Source organism: Streptomyces venezuelae, assembly GCF_008642275.1.
GTDB lineage: Bacteria > Actinomycetota > Actinomycetes > Streptomycetales > Streptomycetaceae > Streptomyces > Streptomyces venezuelae_E.
Map to the genome: position 1 here is coordinate 6,418,288 of NZ_CP029189.1, position 15,422 is coordinate 6,433,709.

General features: G+C 73.4%; 14 protein-coding genes and 1 riboswitch. Of the genes, 13 read left to right on the plus strand and 1 reads right to left on the minus strand.

The window, feature by feature from the left end:
• Nucleotides 1–61 precede the first annotated feature (61 nt).
• From shc to DEJ51_RS28405, 4 genes are read left to right on the plus strand one after another with little or no spacing between them, the layout of a single operon-like run.
• Nucleotides 62–2,293 carry a squalene--hopene cyclase gene (gene shc, locus DEJ51_RS28390; protein ID WP_223835997.1) on the plus strand — a complete coding sequence of 744 codons (2,232 nt, stop codon included), beginning with the start codon at nucleotides 62–64 and terminating at the stop codon, nucleotides 2,291–2,293.
• Nucleotides 2,293–2,946, plus strand: a complete 654-nt coding sequence (locus DEJ51_RS28395; RefSeq protein ID WP_150260423.1) for a 1-hydroxy-2-methyl-2-butenyl 4-diphosphate reductase — start codon at nucleotides 2,293–2,295, stop codon at nucleotides 2,944–2,946. Before shc ends, DEJ51_RS28395 begins: the two co-directional genes overlap by 1 nt.
• A gap of 5 nt (nucleotides 2,947–2,951) precedes the next feature.
• Nucleotides 2,952–3,983 carry an adenosyl-hopene transferase HpnH gene (gene hpnH, locus DEJ51_RS28400; RefSeq protein ID WP_150260424.1) on the plus strand — a complete coding sequence of 344 codons (1,032 nt, stop codon included), beginning with the start codon at nucleotides 2,952–2,954 and terminating at the stop codon, nucleotides 3,981–3,983.
• Nucleotides 3,980–5,392, plus strand: coding sequence for an aspartate aminotransferase family protein (locus DEJ51_RS28405; RefSeq protein WP_150260425.1), 1,413 nt, complete (start codon nucleotides 3,980–3,982; stop codon nucleotides 5,390–5,392). Before hpnH ends, DEJ51_RS28405 begins: the two co-directional genes overlap by 4 nt.
• Before the next feature lie 48 nt (nucleotides 5,393–5,440).
• Here DEJ51_RS28405 and DEJ51_RS28410 read toward each other — a convergent pair whose 3' ends face one another.
• The gene (locus DEJ51_RS28410) at nucleotides 5,441–6,232 is read right to left on the minus strand and encodes a tyrosine-protein phosphatase (RefSeq protein WP_150260426.1); all 792 of its coding nucleotides are present in this window, start codon (nucleotides 6,230–6,232) and stop codon (nucleotides 5,441–5,443) included.
• A 292-nt stretch (nucleotides 6,233–6,524) separates the two neighbouring features.
• A riboswitch (cyclic di-AMP (ydaO/yuaA leader) is annotated at nucleotides 6,525–6,722 on the plus strand.
• Nucleotides 6,723–6,726: 4 nt separating this feature from the next.
• On the opposite strand from DEJ51_RS28410, the gene DEJ51_RS28415 reads away from it, so the two are divergent.
• The 9 genes from DEJ51_RS28415 (at nucleotide 6,727) to DEJ51_RS28455 (ending at nucleotide 15,415) form a co-directional block, all read left to right on the plus strand.
• Nucleotides 6,727–7,692, plus strand: coding sequence for a LysM peptidoglycan-binding domain-containing M23 family metallopeptidase (locus tag DEJ51_RS28415; RefSeq protein ID WP_150260427.1), 966 nt, complete (start codon nucleotides 6,727–6,729; stop codon nucleotides 7,690–7,692).
• A gap of 163 nt (nucleotides 7,693–7,855) precedes the next feature.
• Nucleotides 7,856–8,641 (plus strand): SGNH/GDSL hydrolase family protein, encoded by a 786-nt coding sequence (locus DEJ51_RS28420; protein ID WP_150260428.1) that lies wholly within the window; start codon nucleotides 7,856–7,858, stop codon nucleotides 8,639–8,641.
• Nucleotides 8,642–8,785: 144 nt separating this feature from the next.
• Nucleotides 8,786–10,027: an MBL fold metallo-hydrolase gene (locus DEJ51_RS28425; RefSeq protein ID WP_150260429.1), complete on the plus strand. Its 1,242-nt coding sequence runs from the start codon at nucleotides 8,786–8,788 to the stop codon at nucleotides 10,025–10,027.
• Nucleotides 10,028–10,176: 149 nt separating this feature from the next.
• Nucleotides 10,177–11,136, plus strand: coding sequence for a hypothetical protein (locus tag DEJ51_RS28430; RefSeq protein WP_150260430.1), 960 nt, complete (start codon nucleotides 10,177–10,179; stop codon nucleotides 11,134–11,136).
• Between the two features lie 237 nt (nucleotides 11,137–11,373).
• Nucleotides 11,374–13,326, plus strand: a complete 1,953-nt coding sequence (locus DEJ51_RS35630) for a sensor histidine kinase (protein ID WP_150260431.1) — start codon at nucleotides 11,374–11,376, stop codon at nucleotides 13,324–13,326.
• Nucleotides 13,327–13,364: 38 nt separating this feature from the next.
• Nucleotides 13,365–13,799, plus strand: a complete 435-nt coding sequence (locus DEJ51_RS28440; RefSeq protein WP_150262202.1) for a roadblock/LC7 domain-containing protein — start codon at nucleotides 13,365–13,367, stop codon at nucleotides 13,797–13,799.
• Nucleotides 13,796–14,209, plus strand: a complete 414-nt coding sequence (locus DEJ51_RS28445) for a DUF742 domain-containing protein (RefSeq protein WP_150260432.1) — start codon at nucleotides 13,796–13,798, stop codon at nucleotides 14,207–14,209. Before DEJ51_RS28440 ends, DEJ51_RS28445 begins: the two co-directional genes overlap by 4 nt.
• Nucleotides 14,187–14,837 carry a GTP-binding protein gene (locus tag DEJ51_RS28450; protein ID WP_150260433.1) on the plus strand — a complete coding sequence of 217 codons (651 nt, stop codon included), beginning with the start codon at nucleotides 14,187–14,189 and terminating at the stop codon, nucleotides 14,835–14,837. The genes DEJ51_RS28445 and DEJ51_RS28450 overlap by 23 nt, the downstream gene beginning before the upstream one ends.
• Nucleotides 14,834–15,415 (plus strand): GAF domain-containing protein, encoded by a 582-nt coding sequence (locus DEJ51_RS28455; protein WP_150260434.1) that lies wholly within the window; start codon nucleotides 14,834–14,836, stop codon nucleotides 15,413–15,415. The genes DEJ51_RS28450 and DEJ51_RS28455 overlap by 4 nt, the downstream gene beginning before the upstream one ends.
• The last annotated feature ends 7 nt before the right edge of the window (nucleotides 15,416–15,422 follow it).

The window sequence follows — 15,422 nt, forward strand, 5'->3', positions numbered from 1 at the left end:
GGCGCGCACCGGCCGACGGCAGACCCCAGCACAGCAGAGGACACTGTTCTAAGGGGAAGCCATGACAGCGACGACCGACGGCAGCGCCGAGAGCGCCGGCGCCGGCAGCGAATCCACCCCGGGCGCACCACCGCCCGGCACCGCGGGCCTGACCGCCGGGCCCGCGGCGCCGACGCCCGCCTGGCCCGGCCGGGCGGGCCCGCGCGCCGAGTACGCCCCACCGGGCCTGCCCGGTCCGCTCGGCCGCCCCTGGCGCCCCGGGACGGGGCGGCCCACGGCCCGCGAGACGGAACGGGACCCGGCCCGGGACACGATCCGGGACACGGTCCGGGAGACCGGCCGGAGCACCGCGGACCTGCCCCGGCCCCCGGCCGGGACCCGGCCGGGGGTGTACGAGGCCGCGGCGCGCGCCACCAGGAACCTGCTGGACCGCCAGGACCCCGAGGGCTGGTGGAAGGGCGACCTGGAGACCAACGTCACCATGGACGCGGAGGACCTGCTGCTGCGGCAGTTCCTCGGTATCCGGGACGAGGCCACCACCCGGGCCGCGGCCCTCTTCATCCGGGGCGAACAGCGGGAGGACGGCACCTGGGCCACCTTCCACGGCGGACCGCCCGAACTGTCCGCCACCATCGAGGCCTACGTCGCGCTGCGCCTCGCCGGGGACGCGCCGGACGCCCCGCACATGACCCGCGCCTCGGCCTGGATCCGGGCCCACGGCGGAATCGCCGCCGCCCGCGTCTTCACCAGGATCTGGCTCGCCCTCTTCGGCTGGTGGAACTGGGACCACCTGCCCGAACTCCCGCCCGAGCTGGTCTTCCTGCCGGCCTGGGTGCCCCTGAACATCTACGACTTCGGCTGCTGGGCCCGCCAGACCATCGTGCCGCTCACCGTGGTCTCGGCGCTCCGCCCGGTCCGCCCGGCCCCCTTCACCCTCGACGAGCTGCACACCGATGCGCGGACCCCCCGCCCCGCAGGCAGACTCGCCCCGCTGACCAGCTGGGACGGTGCCTTCCAGCGGATGGACAAGGCCCTCCACGTCTACCGGCGGTTCGCGCCGCGCAGGCTGCGCAAGGCGGCGATGGCCACCGCCGGCCGCTGGATCGTCGAACGCCAGGAGAACGACGGCTGCTGGGGCGGGATCCAGCCGCCCGCCGTGTACTCGGTCATCGCCCTGCACCTGCTCGGCTACGACCTCGGGCATCCGGTGATGCGTGCCGGACTGGAGTCCCTGGAGCGGTTCGCGGTGTGGCGCGCGGACGGCGCCCGGATGATCGAGGCCTGTCAGTCCCCGGTCTGGGACACCTGCCTCGCCGCCATCGCCCTGGCCGACGCGGGCCTGCGCCCCGACCACCCCGCGCTGGTCAAGGCGGCCGACTGGATGCTCGGAGAGGAGATCGTCCGCACGGGCGACTGGGCCGTGCGCCGGCCCGGGCTCGCCCCCGGCGGCTGGGCGTTCGAGTTCCACAACGACACCTACCCCGACATCGACGACACCGCCGAGGTGGTCCTCGCCCTGCGCCGGATCAAGCACCCGGACCCGGCCCGGGTCGAGGGGGCCATCGCCCGCGGGGTGTCCTGGACCCTCGGCATGCAGTCGAGGAACGGGGCGTGGGGAGCCTTCGACGCCGACAACACCAGCCCCCTGCCCAACAGACTGCCCTTCTGCGACTTCGGCGAGGTCATCGACCCGCCCTCGGCCGACGTCACCGCCCACGTGGTGGAGATGCTCGCCTTCGAGGGCCGCGCGGGAGACGCCCGGACCCGGCGCGGCATCGCCTGGCTGCTCGCCGAACAGGAGGCGGGCGGCGGCTGGTTCGGCCGCTGGGGCACCAACTACGTCTACGGGACCGGGTCGGTGGTCCCGGCCCTCACCGCCGCCGGGTTCTCCCCCGGGCATCCCGCGATCCGGCGGGCCGTGCGCTGGCTGGAGTCCGTACAGAACGAGGACGGCGGGTGGGGCGAGGACCAGCGCTCCTACAAGGACCCGTCCTGGGCCGGGAAGGGCGCCTCCACCCCCTCGCAGACCGCCTGGGCGCTCATGGCCCTGCTGTCGGCGGGAGAGCGCGAGGGCAAGGCCGTGGAGCGGGGCATCGCCCACCTGGTGGAGACCCAGAAGGAGGACGGCACCTGGGACGAGCCGTACTTCACCGGCACCGGCTTCCCCTGGGACTTCTCCATCAACTACCACCTGTACCGGCAGGTGTTCCCGCTGACCGCGCTCGGCCGCTACCTGTACGGGGAACCGTTCGCCGCGGCCGGAGCGCACCCGGCAGCGGCCGGGGGAGCGTGATGTCCGCCGCCGGCGGGGACCGGGCCCGCGAGCCCGGCCCGCTGCTGGTGGCCTGTGCGCTGCGCATCGAGCAGGCGGCGCTGCGCAGCGCCTGCCGCGGTCCGGCCGGCGGGCACGTCCTGCTGCGCACCGGCATGGGCCCGCGCGCGGCCGAGCGGGCCGTCGGCCGGGCACTGGACCGGCCCGGAACGGACCTCGCCGCCGTCCTCGCGACGGGGTTCTGCGCCGGGCTGGTCCCCGGCATGCACCCCGGGGACCTGGTCGTCGCCGAGGAGACCCGGGACCCGCGGGCAACCGTCGCCTGCACCGGCAGCACCCTGCTCGCCGAGGCCCTCGCCCGGGCCGCACCGGGCCGCACCGTGCACACCGGTGCGCTGACCGGATCCGACCACGTCGTCCGCGGCCAGGAGCGCGCGCAGCTGCGCGCCACCGGCGCCATCGCCGTCGACATGGAGTCCGCGGCCACCCTGTGGACCGCCACCCGGGGCGGTGACCGCCCGGTTGCGGCCGTCCGGGTGATCGTGGACGCTCCGGAGCACGAGCTCGTCCGTATCGGCACGGTTCGCGGGGGAATATCGGCCTTCCGTGTCCTGCGTGCCGTACTGCCCGCGTTTCATGAATGGCACCGTTCGTTGCTGCTCCCCAGGAGGTGAGCCAGATGGCCATGCCGCTGCGCCAGTCCATCAGGGTCGGGACGTATCTTCTCGAACAGAAGCTCCGCAAGCGCGAGAAGTTCCCCCTGATCGTCGAACTGGAACCGCTCTACGCCTGCAACCTCGCCTGTGAGGGGTGCGGGAAGATCCAGCATCCGGCCGGGGTGCTCAAGCAGCGCATGCCGGTCGCCCAGGCGGTCGGCGCCGTACTGGAGTCCGGTGCGCCCATGGTGTCCATCGCGGGCGGCGAGCCCTTGATGCACCCGCAGATCCACGAGATCGTCCGGCAGTTGGTGGCGAGGCGGAAGTACGTTTTCCTCTGCACCAACGCGATGCTGCTGCGCAAGAAGATTGAGAAGTTCACCCCTTCCCCGTATTTCGCCTTCGCCGTGCACATCGACGGTCTGCGCGAACGCCACGACGAGTCGGTGGCCAAGGAAGGCGTCTTCGACGAGGCGGTCGCCGCCATGAAGGAGGCGAAGAGGCGCGGCTTCCGGGTGACCACCAACTCCACCTTCTTCAACACCGACACCCCACAGACGATCATCGAGGTACTCAACTACCTCAATGACGACCTGCAGGTCGACGAAATGATGATCTCGCCCGCCTACGCCTACGAAAAGGCACCCGACCAGGAGCACTTCCTGGGCGTCGAACAGACCCGGGAGCTCTTCAGGAAGGCCTTCGCAGGCGGCAACCGGCGGCGCTGGCGGCTCAACCACTCCCCGCTCTTCCTGGACTTCCTGGAAGGAAAGGCCGACTTCCCCTGCACGGCCTGGGCCATTCCGAATTACTCCCTCTTCGGCTGGCAGCGCCCCTGCTATCTGATGAGCGACGGATACGTACCGACGTACCGCGAGCTCGTCAACGACACCGACTGGGACAAGTACGGCCGCGGAAAGGACCCGCGCTGCGCGAACTGCATGGCGCACTGCGGCTACGAGCCCACCGCCGTCCTCGCCACCATGGGCTCCCTCAAGGAATCCCTGCGCGCGGCCCGGGAAGCGGTCGCCGGCAACCGGGACACGTCGGCATGACCGGGCGGTCACGGGAGGAAGGGGGCGGCCGGGGCTTCGACCTCGGCGCCCTGCTGGCCGAGCGCGGGGCCGAGCGGTACGAGCTGCACGCCCGGCACCTCAACCACCAGCTGCCCCGCATGCTGCACACCATCGGCTTCGACAAGGTCTACGAGCGGGCCGAGGGCGCCCACTTCTGGGACGCCGAGGGGAACGACTACCTGGACATGCTGGCAGGGTTCGGGGTGATGGGCCTCGGCCGGCACCACCCGGTCGTCCGCCGGGCCCTGCACGACGTCCTGGACGCCCAGCTCGCCGACCTCACCCGCTTCGACTGCCAGCCGCTGCCCGGACTGCTGGCCGAGAAACTGCTCTCGTACAGCCCGCACCTGGACCGGGTCTTCTTCGGCAACAGCGGCACCGAGGCCGTGGAGACGGCCCTGAAGTTCGCCCGGTACGCCACCGGGCGCCCCAGGATCCTCTACTGCGACCACGCCTTCCACGGGCTGACCACCGGCTCGCTGTCGGTGAACGGGGAAGGCGGCTTCCGCGACGGCTTCGCACCGCTGCTCCCCGACACGAAGATCGCACTCGGGGACCTCGCGGCCCTGGAGCGGGAGCTGAAGCGCGGGGACGTGGCCGCCCTCGTGGTCGAGCCGGTCCAGGGCAAGGGGGTCCTGGCCGCCCCGCCCGGATTCCTGCTCGCCGCGCAGGAGATGCTGCACCGGCGCGGGGCGCTGCTGATCGCGGACGAGGTGCAGACCGGACTGGGGCGTACCGGGGACTTCTACGCGTACCAGCACGAGCCGGGCGTCGAGCCGGACCTGGTGTGCGTGGCGAAGGCACTGTCGGGTGGATACGTCCCGGTCGGTGCGACCCTGGGCAAGGACTGGATCTTCAAGAAGGTCTATTCGTCGATGGACCGGGTGCTCGTGCACTCCGCGAGCTTCGGTTCCAACGCCCAGGCCATGGCGGCGGGCCTCGCGGTCCTGTCCGTCATGGAGGACGAGGGAGTCGTGGCGAACGCCCGGGCCATGGGCGACCTGCTGCGCGGGCGCCTCGCGGCTCTGGTGGACGAGTACGAGCTGCTGCACGAGGTGCGGGGGCGCGGGCTGATGATCGGCATCGAGTTCGGCCGGCCGTCCTCGCTGGGCCTGCGCAGCCGGTGGACCATGCTGCAGGCGGCCCGCAAGGGCCTCTTCGCGCAGATGGTCGTGGTGCCCCTGCTGCAGAAGCACCGGATCCTCACCCAGGTCTCCGGGGACCACCTGGAGGTGATCAAGCTGATCCCGCCGCTGATCGTGGACGAGGGGGACGTGGACCGGTTCGTCGGGGCCTTCCGTGAGGTCATGGACGAGGCGCACGGCGGGTCCGGGCTGATCTGGGACTTCGGCAGGACGCTGGTGAAGCAGGCCGTCGCCACGCGCTGACGGCCCGCCCACCCGGTGGGGGAACCGGTCGGCCGGTTCCCGCCCGCGTCAGACGAGGAGCCGGTCCCGCAGCCGGTCGAGGGTCTCGGGCGCCAGCCCGAGGCCCTCCGCCAGGTAGCGGTTCACCCCGCCCCAGATCTCGTCGATCGTCTCGAAGGCGGCCGTCAGGTATTCGGCGCGGGCGTCGAAGAGCGGCGCGAGCAGCTCCATGACCTCGGGGGAGCGGGCGTCCGCCGACTCGTCGGTGCGGCGCACGCGGTAGCGGCGGTGCGGGGCGTTCGACTCCAGGTAGTCCGCCACGATCGCCTCGCGCCCGACGCCCAGGGCGAGCAGGGTGACGGCGATCGACAGTCCGGCCCGGTCCTTGCCGGCCGCGCAGTGCATCAGCGCGGGGACGCTGTCCTCGGCGAGCGCGTGCACGACCCGGCTGTGCTCGGCGGTGCGCAGGCGGATGATCCCGCGGTACGAATGCGACATCCGGGCCGCCGCCTTGCCGTCACCCAGGAGCTCGCGCAGCTGGACGAGGTCGCCGTCGCGGACCAGTCGCCAGAACTCCCGTCCGTCGGCCGGGTCCGAGAGCGGGATGTTGACGTTCCGCACGCCCGGCAGCTCGACGTCGGGCCCCTCCAGCGCGTGGTCGGCGCCGTTGCGGAAGTCGAAGATGGTGTGGAGGCCGAGCGAGGCGAGGAACTCTGCATCGCTTTCGGTGGCATGTGCGAGATGTCCGCTTCGGAACAGTCGTCCCGTCCTGACCGTTCGGCCGTCAGAGGTCGGCAATCCGCCCACATCACGGAAATTGCGCACTCCCGACAGCTCCGGCTCCTGTATCTGCTGGGTCAAAGCAACTCCTCCGCCTCATCGTGGGCCTTCTGTCCGAATTACACTACTTGGCTCCAACTTGCCATATCCGGAGGCGAGATCGGGCACGTCCCCGTGAGCCAGATCATACGGTGACCGTGAGTGCCTGATCACCAAAGGCGAATCGCCCCGCCGGAGCGGCTGTTGGCGGCGCGGAATGGACGGAGGGTGACGGTAATTCCGGCGGTCCCTCATACCTGTGATTCCGTCAGGGAATTCACGGCTTGTTCCGTGCCGCCACGAGGGATTACCTTCGCGATCGATCCGGGTGGACCGCCAAATCCTGCCGCCTCCCGGAAACCGCATCCGACCTAATTCGCGCGGCAGGAGCGGGGGAACCAGGTAAGCCGCCGTCCCGGAGATCCATTCGCCGGAACGGCTCGGGGTGAAGCCGTTCATGTCCCGTACATGTTCGGCCGGACATCTCCAGTCCGAACCCGACAGCTCACCTCGCAGGCGCCGGAGAGGAATTCGTCATGCCTGCAAAGGGTAAGCACCGCCGCCCCAAGTCCCTTTCCCTTTCGCGCGGTTTCGCCGTCGCCGGAACCGGTGGCGCCGCCCTGGCACTGCCGCTGATCGGTGCCGCCGGTGCCCACGCGGCCGGTACCCCCGCCGCCGCCCCCGCGGTGACCCCCGCGGTGGCGCCGCAGGCCCCCGTCGCCCTGCAGGCCGCACCCGCCGCCGCCGTGGCGGCTGCGCCGACCGTCTACACCGTGGTGCCGGGCGACTACCTCTCCAAGATCGCCGCCGAGCGCCACCTGTCCGGCGGCTGGGAGCAGCTGTACGCCGACAACCGCGAGGCCGTCGGCGGCAACCCCTCGCTGATCCACCCGGGCCTGAAGCTGAACCTCGGAGGCTCCGGCGAGGCGACTCCGGCCGAGGCCGAGGCGGTCCCGGCCCCCGAGGCCGACGCCGAGCCGGCCGAGCAGGCCCAGCCGAAGCCGGCCCGGGGCCAGGCCCGGCCGGCCGCCCCGGCACAGCGGGAAGCCGCCGCGGAGCCCCGGGCCGAGGCCCCCGCCGCCGCGCCGCAGTCGGCCACGGGCTTCGTGGCCCCGGTCGGCGGCGGCATCTCCACCCAGTACAAGGTCGCCGGCGCCATGTGGTCCTCCGGCTACCACACCGGCGTCGACTTCATCGCGAGCATGGGCACCACCGTCAAGGCCGTCGGCGCGGGCACCGTGGTCTCCGCCGGCTGGAGCGGCTCGTACGGCAACGAGGTCGTCATCCGCCACGCCGACGGCAAGTACTCCCAGTACGCCCACCTCTCCCAGCTCTCCGTCTCCTCCGGCCAGAGCGTCACCGCCGGGCAGACCATCGGCCTCTCCGGCTCCACCGGCAACTCGACCGGCCCGCACCTGCACTTCGAGATCCGTACGACCCCGTCCTACGGCTCGGACATGGACCCGATCGCCTACCTCCGCTCCAAGGGCGCGAGCCTCTGACGGCACCCGCCGCCGGAGCACCGACACGCGTGAGGCCGGGACCCGAGGGGGGTCCCGGCCTCACGTGTACTTATTCCTTATCTCTCGCGTGGTATAGATCACGGTCCGTCAACCCCTCATTACGTTGGCGTAGGTTGCTTGCGGGAGTGAAGTATGGGTTCTCGTGGCAGCGACGACGACGAAACTCAAGACCATCGGCTCGTACGCGGCGATCGGGGACAGCTTCACCGAAGGCGTGGGGGACCCGGGACCCGGGGATTCCTATCTCGGCTGGGCGGACCGGCTCGCCGTGCTCCTGGCCGACCAGCGCGAAGAGCACGACTTCCGGTACGCGAATCTGGCGGTGCGGGGGAAGCTCCTCGACCAGATCGTGGCCGACCAGCTTCCGAGGGCCAAGGCCCTCGCACCGGACCTCGTGACCTTCTGCGCGGGCGGCAACGACATCATCCGGCCGGGCACCGACCCGGACGACGTGGCGGAGCGCTTCGAGGCGGCCGTGGCCGACCTCACCGGCGCCGTGGGCCAGGTCATGATCACCACGGGCTTCGACACCCGGGGCGTACCGGTGCTCAAGCACCTCCGCGGCAAGGTGGCGACGTACAGCGCGCACGTCCGCGCCATCGCCGACCGCTACGACTGCCCGGTGCTCGACCTCTGGTCGCTGAAGTCCGTACAGGACCGGCGGGCCTGGGACACGGACCGGCTGCACCTCTCGCCCGAGGGGCACACGCGGGTCGCGCTGCGCGCCGCGCAGGTGCTGGGGCTGGACGTGCCGGCCGACCCCGACCAGCCGTGGCCCCCGCAGCGGCCGCGCGGCTCGGTCGACGTGACCCGGGACAACATCCAGTGGGCGCGCGACCACCTCGTGCCGTGGATCGGACGGCGGCTGCGCGGGGAGTCCTCCGGGGACCACGTGGAGGCGAAGCGGCCTGACCTGCTGCCGCTCTAGGCGGTGCCGGGCGTCGCGGGGCGGGCGGTACTTCGCGGACACGCCCCGGTGCTGTGAGCCGGAAGCGGAATCCTTCGGGGCCGGTGTGCGTTGGGATGGTCGTAGAGCGACGACCATCCTGACCCCATCCTCCCTGGAGGCGCTTTGACCGGCTCCCGTCCCTTGCGTCCGCGGCTGCGTGCCCTGCGGCCCGAAGCCTTCGGTGCGGACCCGTCCGGTGCCCGGCTGGAGCGGATCCAGCGCTCGCCGAACTTCGCCGACGGCGTCTTCCAGAACCCGGTCGGGGCCCGGAACCGGCCCTCGGGCTCGATGGCGGAGTTCGCCAAGATCTACTTCCACCGGGAGCAGCGGGTCCGGCGCAGCCCCGCCGCCCCGATCCCGGTCCACCCCACGACCCTCGCGGACCTGGCGAAGCCGCCCGCGAGCGGCCTGCGGCTGACCTGGATGGGCCACTCCAGCGTGCTCGCGGAGATCGACGGGCACCGGGTGCTGTTCGACCCGGTATGGGGCGAGCGGTGCTCTCCCTTCCCCTTCGCGGGCCCCAAGCGGCTGCACCCGGTACCGGTGCCGCTGGCCTCGCTGGGCGCGGTCGACGTCGTGGTCATCTCGCACGACCACTACGACCACCTCGACCTGCCGACGATCAAGGCGCTGGCCGGCACGGACACGGTCTTCGCCGTCCCGCTGGGCGTCGGCGCGCACCTGGAGCGCTGGGGCGTACCGGCCGAGCGGCTGCGCGAGCTGGACTGGAACGAGAGCACCAGGATCGGCGCCCTCACGCTCACGGCCACCCCGGCCCGGCACTTCTGCGGCCGCGGCCTGCGCAACCAGCAGCACACCCTGTGGGCGTCCTGGGTCGTCGCGGGTGCGGAGCACCGGATCTACCACAGCGGGGACACCGGCTACTTCCCGGGCTTCGAGGAGATCGGCGCCCAGCACGGTCCCTTCGACGCCACCATGATCCAGATCGGCGCCTACTCCGAGTACTGGCCCGACATCCACATGACGCCCGAGGAGGGCATGCGGGCCCACCTCGACCTGCAGGGCGGCGTCCCGCGCGGGACCATGCTGCCGATCCACTGGGGCACCTTCAACCTGGCCCTGCACCCGTGGGACGAGCCGGGCGAAGGCACGCTGAGCGCGGCCGAGGGGGCCGGGGCGGCCGTCGCGCTGCCCATCCCGGGCCAGCCGTTCGAGCCCGGCACCGCCGGCGCCCCGCACACGCCGTGGTGGCGTCCGTTCGTCGCCGGGGCAGCGGCCGGCGGCAGGGTCGACGGCCCGTCGTCCGTGCCCGCGCTCGGAGCCGGATCGGTGGCGGGGACGGCGGCGCGGGTGGGATCCGCGGCCGCCGGCGGACAGGAGAAGCCGGAGTCCGTCGGCTCGTAGCCGGGCGCCGGCCGCCCCCCGGCCGGCGCCCGCGGGCACGGGAATGCGCGACCGCCCCCGGCGGTGCGCCCTCCTGCGGCACGATGGGCAGCTGTGGCCGGTAAGGGGCCGGTCGGAGCGGGACCGGGGGGCGCGGAATGTGGCAAGCCGTGACGAGGGGCGGCCCATGGACGGTGGCGGTGGTGTGCGCCGCCTACCTGGCCATCGTCTTCATCACCACCAGGGGGCTGATCGCGGCCCCTCGCTACCGGCAGTTCCAGGGACGCCTCGGCGACGCCCGGACCCGGGCCCGGATCCTCGCGGCCGGGAGCTGTGACGACCCCGTACGGGCGGCGGAGCTGGCGGCGGTCACCTCGCGCCTCGACGACCTGGAGAACAACGGCACGGTGGCCTGGCGGATCCTGCCCCGTTCCTGGGCCGTCGCCATCCCGCTGTCCAAGCTGGCCGCCGCCTGGCGGGTCCTGCACGGCATCGAACGCCGGCTGCTGCGTCTGCAGAGGCCCGAGGAGAAGCGCGAGCAGCTCCGGGCGCTCCAGCTGCGCCTGGAGGGCTCCGCGCTTCCCGGCGACGAACGGCTCGCCGCCGAACTCGCCCGGCACCCCGCGGACGGCCCGGAGGCGGACACCCTCCTGCTCGCCGTCGCCGAGCACCTCCACGACCGGGAGGACACCGCGTCCGAGCAGGAGTACGAGCAGCAGCGCACCGCCCTGTGGCTGGCGACGACCGGCCTCGGCGTCGCCCTCCTGATCGGGGTCGCGTTCGACCACCGGCTGCCGATGCTGCTCGGGGCCCTCGGAGGCTTCCTGTCCCCGCTGATCGGGGTGATGCGCTCCCAGCGCCCGGCCTCCTGGGGCGTCCTGGTCCTCGCCCCGGTCGGCGGCGCGCTCGCCGCGGTCGCCGGGCTGCTCCTGGTCCGCATGCTCGCCGACCCCGAGCTGAGCGTCCTCGGACACGTGTTCCTCGACAACGCGTGGACCGCCTCCACGCGCCCCGTGGCCCTCGCCGTCGCCCTGCTCTTCGGGTTCTCGGGCACCCTCTTCTCACGCCTCGCCCTGACGGCCACCGGACAGCTCGTCTCCACTCCTCCCGCCACCGGACAGCAGCCGTGAGACCGGGAGGGCCGGATCGGGCCCCGGGGGGCCGGGGGACCGGGAGGGGCCCCGGGCCGGGTCCGACCGGCGCATTCGGGCTGCTGTGCGAGCGCTCCACCGGGAGCGGGAAGCACCCCCGCGAAGTTCACCAACTGGCGTTCCGGGGTGCTGCGATGGGGTCTAGCGTGGGTATTCGGTGATCAACACCGGGCCCCGGGAACGCTGGGGGCCGGGCCCCACGTACCGAGGACGCAGATGTCCGGACTCCGCGCCGCCCGCCATGCCCCGTCGAGACACGCCGTCACCGGTCCGGGGCGGCAGATAAGGCCTCAGCTGCTGCGCGCCACCGTACTGCCCACACTCGCCGCCGGCCTCAGCGGCGCGGCCGCGGTGATCTTCACCCTCCAGCTCGGCGGGGGAGCGGGCGACCGCGACGCCCGGCTGTGGCCGGTGCTCGCCGGCTGCGCCCTCCTCATGGCCGGCGCACTCGCCGCGGCCCTGCTCGGTGCCCAGCGTGCCGCCAAGGCCGTACGGGACCGGTGCGAGGCGCTGCGCCGCTCCAGCGTGCGCGGCCGGGGCGAGCTGAGCACCGCCGCCGACCGGCTGGAGCGGGGCGAGACCCCGGCCCGCCCGGTGCGCGGGGGGCCGAGCTCGCCGCTGCCCGGGGCGGATCCGGCGGGGATGGACGAGTTCTGGCTGCTCTCCCAGGAGCTCCGGGGCGCCCGCGAACAGGCGCACACGACCCTCCTGCGACTGGCCGGACCGGCCGCACCGACCGACAGCGAGCGCAAGGTCGAGGTCTTCGTCAACCTCGCGCGCCGGCTCCAGTCCCTCGTGCACCGCGAGATCTCGCTGCTGGACGAGCTGGAGGACACGGTCGAGGACCCGGACCTGCTCAAGGAGCTCTTCCACGTCGACCACCTCGCCACCCGCATCCGGCGGCACGCCGAGAACCTCGCCGTGCTGGGCGGCGCCGCGTCCCGCCGCCAGTGGACCAGGCCCATCGACCTGAGCGAGGTGCTCCGCTCCGCGGTCGCGGAGGTCGAGCAGTACACCCGGGTCAAGGTCGTGCCCCCGGCCGGCGGCAGCGTCCGCGGGCACGCCGTCGCGGACGTGGTGCACCTGCTGGCCGAACTCGTCGAGAACGCCACGGTCTTCTCCGCCCCCGACACCGACGTGGTGCTGCGGGCCGAACGGGTCACCGCCGGGATCGCGGTCGAGGTGGAGGACCGGGGACTCGGCATGCCGGCCGAGGAGCAGCACCGGATGAACGCCCTGCTCGGCGACCCCGACCAGATCAGCGTCCGGCACCTGCTGGCTGACGGCCGGATCGGCCTGTTCGTCGTGTCGGCGCTGGCCCGCCGGCACGGGATCGCCGTCGAGCTCAAGTCGAACATCTACGGCGGGGTGCTGGCCGTGCTGGTGCTGCCGCAGGAACTGCTGGGGGCGGAGGCTCCGTCCGCGGCCGACGCGGCGGGCGGCTCGCGGGCCACCTTGTGGGGGACCGGCCAGGGGTCGGCGATGCCGCCGCTGGAGCCGGTACGGATGCCCCGGCCGACGCCCCGGACGGAGGTCTGGCAGTCCTCCGGCGGCCCGGGTGGCCCGGCCGCGCACGACCCCGGGCCGCACCCCGTACCCCCGTCCCCGTCCCCGAACTCGACCCCGAACTCGTCCCCGTCCCCGTCCCCGTCCCCGTCCCCGTCTCCGTCCTCGTCTCCGGCCGCCTCCGCGCCCCCGGCAGGCGCAGGCTCCCGGCCCGGGCCCGGCGCGGCGAACCCGTCGGAAACCGGGTCCCGGCCCGTGCCCCGGCCCCGGCCGGAGCCCCGGCCCCAGCCCCGTCCCGCGTCGCTGCCCGCGCCCCGGTCCGGGGCGACGGACGGGCCCGGGGCGGTGTCCTGGTCTGCGCCCGCGGCCGATCCCCGGGTCGGACCCGCGCCTGGTCCGCCAACGGCGGCGGTGGCCTGGTCGGTGCCCGCGCCCGAGCCGGTGCCCGAGGCCGGTCCCGTACCCGCCGCGCCCGTCGAACCCGCCGCGGGCGACCGGCCGCGTCTGCCCCGGCGCCGCGCCCAGGAGCACCTCGCGCCCCAGCTGCGCGAGGCTCCCGCCCCCCGGCGGGCCGCCGATCCCGAGCAGCCGCTGCACGATCCGGGCCTGATGGCCGCCTTCCAACGGGGCTTCGGCCTGGCCCAGTCGGAGAACCAGGTATGACCCAGACCTCTCACCCCATCAGCAAGGAGCGCACCCCCATGGGCGGCGAAGTGGCGACGACGACCGGCAGTCGGCTCTCCGACCTCGACTGGCTGCTCAGCGGCCTGGTGCAGCGCGTGCCGTACACGCGGAGCGCCGTACTCCTCACCGCCGACGGGCTCGTGACCTGCGTCCACGGGCTGGACGCCGACAGCGCCGACCACCTCGCAGCCCTCGCCTCGGGGCTGTACTCCCTGGGCCGCAGCGCGGGCTCCCGCTTCGCGGACGGCGCCGAGGTGCGCCAGGTCGTGGTCGAGCTCGACAGCGCGCTCGTCTTCGTCTCCGCGGCCGGATCCGGCACCTGCCTGGCCGTGCTCGCCGACCGGGAGGCCGACGCCGGCGTGCTCGGCTACGAGATGGCGATGCTGGTCAAGAGCGTGCGTCCGTATCTCGCGGCCCCGCCGCGGCGGCCCGTCGCCGACGTGGAGCGATGAGGTCCGGCGGGACGGGGGCGTACGCGAAGGGGCGGGACACACCATGGCTCGACGACTCCGCGGGCCGCGTGATGCGCCCGTACACCGCCAGCGGGGGGCGGACCAGGCCGGGCTTCACGCTCGACCTGCTCTCCCTGGTGACCGCGACGGGCGTGCGGCCGCACGTACCGCTCGGGGCGGAGCACACGCTGGCCCTGCGGATGTGCGCGGGTGCCACCAGCGTCACCGTGGCCGAGGTGGCCGGGCAGCTGCGGCTGCCCGCCGTCGTGGTGAAGGTGCTGCTGTCCGATCTGATGGAACACGGGGCCGTCATGGCGCGGGCACCGCGGTTCCCGGGCGGGAGCTCGTTCGCCGCCGACGACCGGTCCCTGCTCCTGGCGGTGCTCGATGGCCTGCGTAGACGACTGTGACGCCCCCGTGGCCCTTCCCGACCCGGCCCCCGACCCGGCCGTCGCGGCTCCGCCCGCGACCTTGAAGATCCTGGTCGCGGGCGGGTTCGGGGCGGGCAAGACCACGTTCGTGGGCGCGGTGAGCGAGATCGAACCGCTCAGCACGGAGGAAGTCCTCAGCGGACTCGGCGGGGCCTGCGACCCGCTCGGGGGTGTCGAGGAGAAGACCACGACGACCGTCGCGCTCGACTTCGGCCGGATCACCCTGGACGAGCGCCACGTCCTCTACCTCTTCGGCACGCCGGGGCAGCACCGCTTCTGGTTCCTGTGGGAGGAGCTGTGCGCGGGCGCGCTCGGGGCGGTGGTGCTCGCCGACACCCGCCGCCTGGCCGACTGCTTCCCCGCCGTGGACTTCTTCGAGCGGCGCGGGATCGCCTTCGTCGTCGCCGTCAACGAGTTCGACGGCGGTCACCGCTACGGACCCGAAGAGGTCCGCGAGGCGGTGGGGCTCGGGCCCGAGGTACCCGTCGTACGGTGCGACGCGCGCCTCGCGAGCTCGGGGACGGGGACGCTGGCCGCCCTCGTCCGCCACCTGCTCTGCATGTCCACAGCCAGCTCTTCGTCTTCGGAGTCGGGGGAACCGTCATGACGTACTACGAATCGACCGGACACCTGCTGCTCACACCGCTGGACCGGGAGGCACCCGCACGCGCCGTCCGGCTGCGCGAGCTGGGCCTGGGGGAGCGTACGGACACCGAGCTGGACGCCTTCGCGCGGCGCGTCGCCGACGTGCTCGGAGCGCCGTACGCGGGGGTCAACTTCATCGGCGAGGAACGGCAGTTCTTCGCGGGACTGCACCACGCCGCAGAGGCCCCGGCGAGCGGGTACCCGGCGCGGGTGCTGGCCCGCGACCACGGCTACTGCCCCCACGTGGTGGTGCGGCGGCGGGCACTGGTGCTGGAGGACGTACGGGACTTCGCGCGCTTCGCGGGCAACGCCGTGGTGGACGAGAGCGGGGTGCGCTCGTACGTGGGTGCGCCGCTGACGGACCGGCGCGGGATCGTCCTGGGAACGGTGTGCGCGGTGGACGTGGTGCCGCGGAAGTGGGGGACCGGTGGGCTCGCGACCGTGAAGGAGCTGGCCGCGGAGCTGGTGGCACTGGTGCACGCGCGGGAGGACCGGGGGCAGGTACCCGGCACGGCCGCGGGGGAGGACCGGCGGGGGTGAGCGGGAC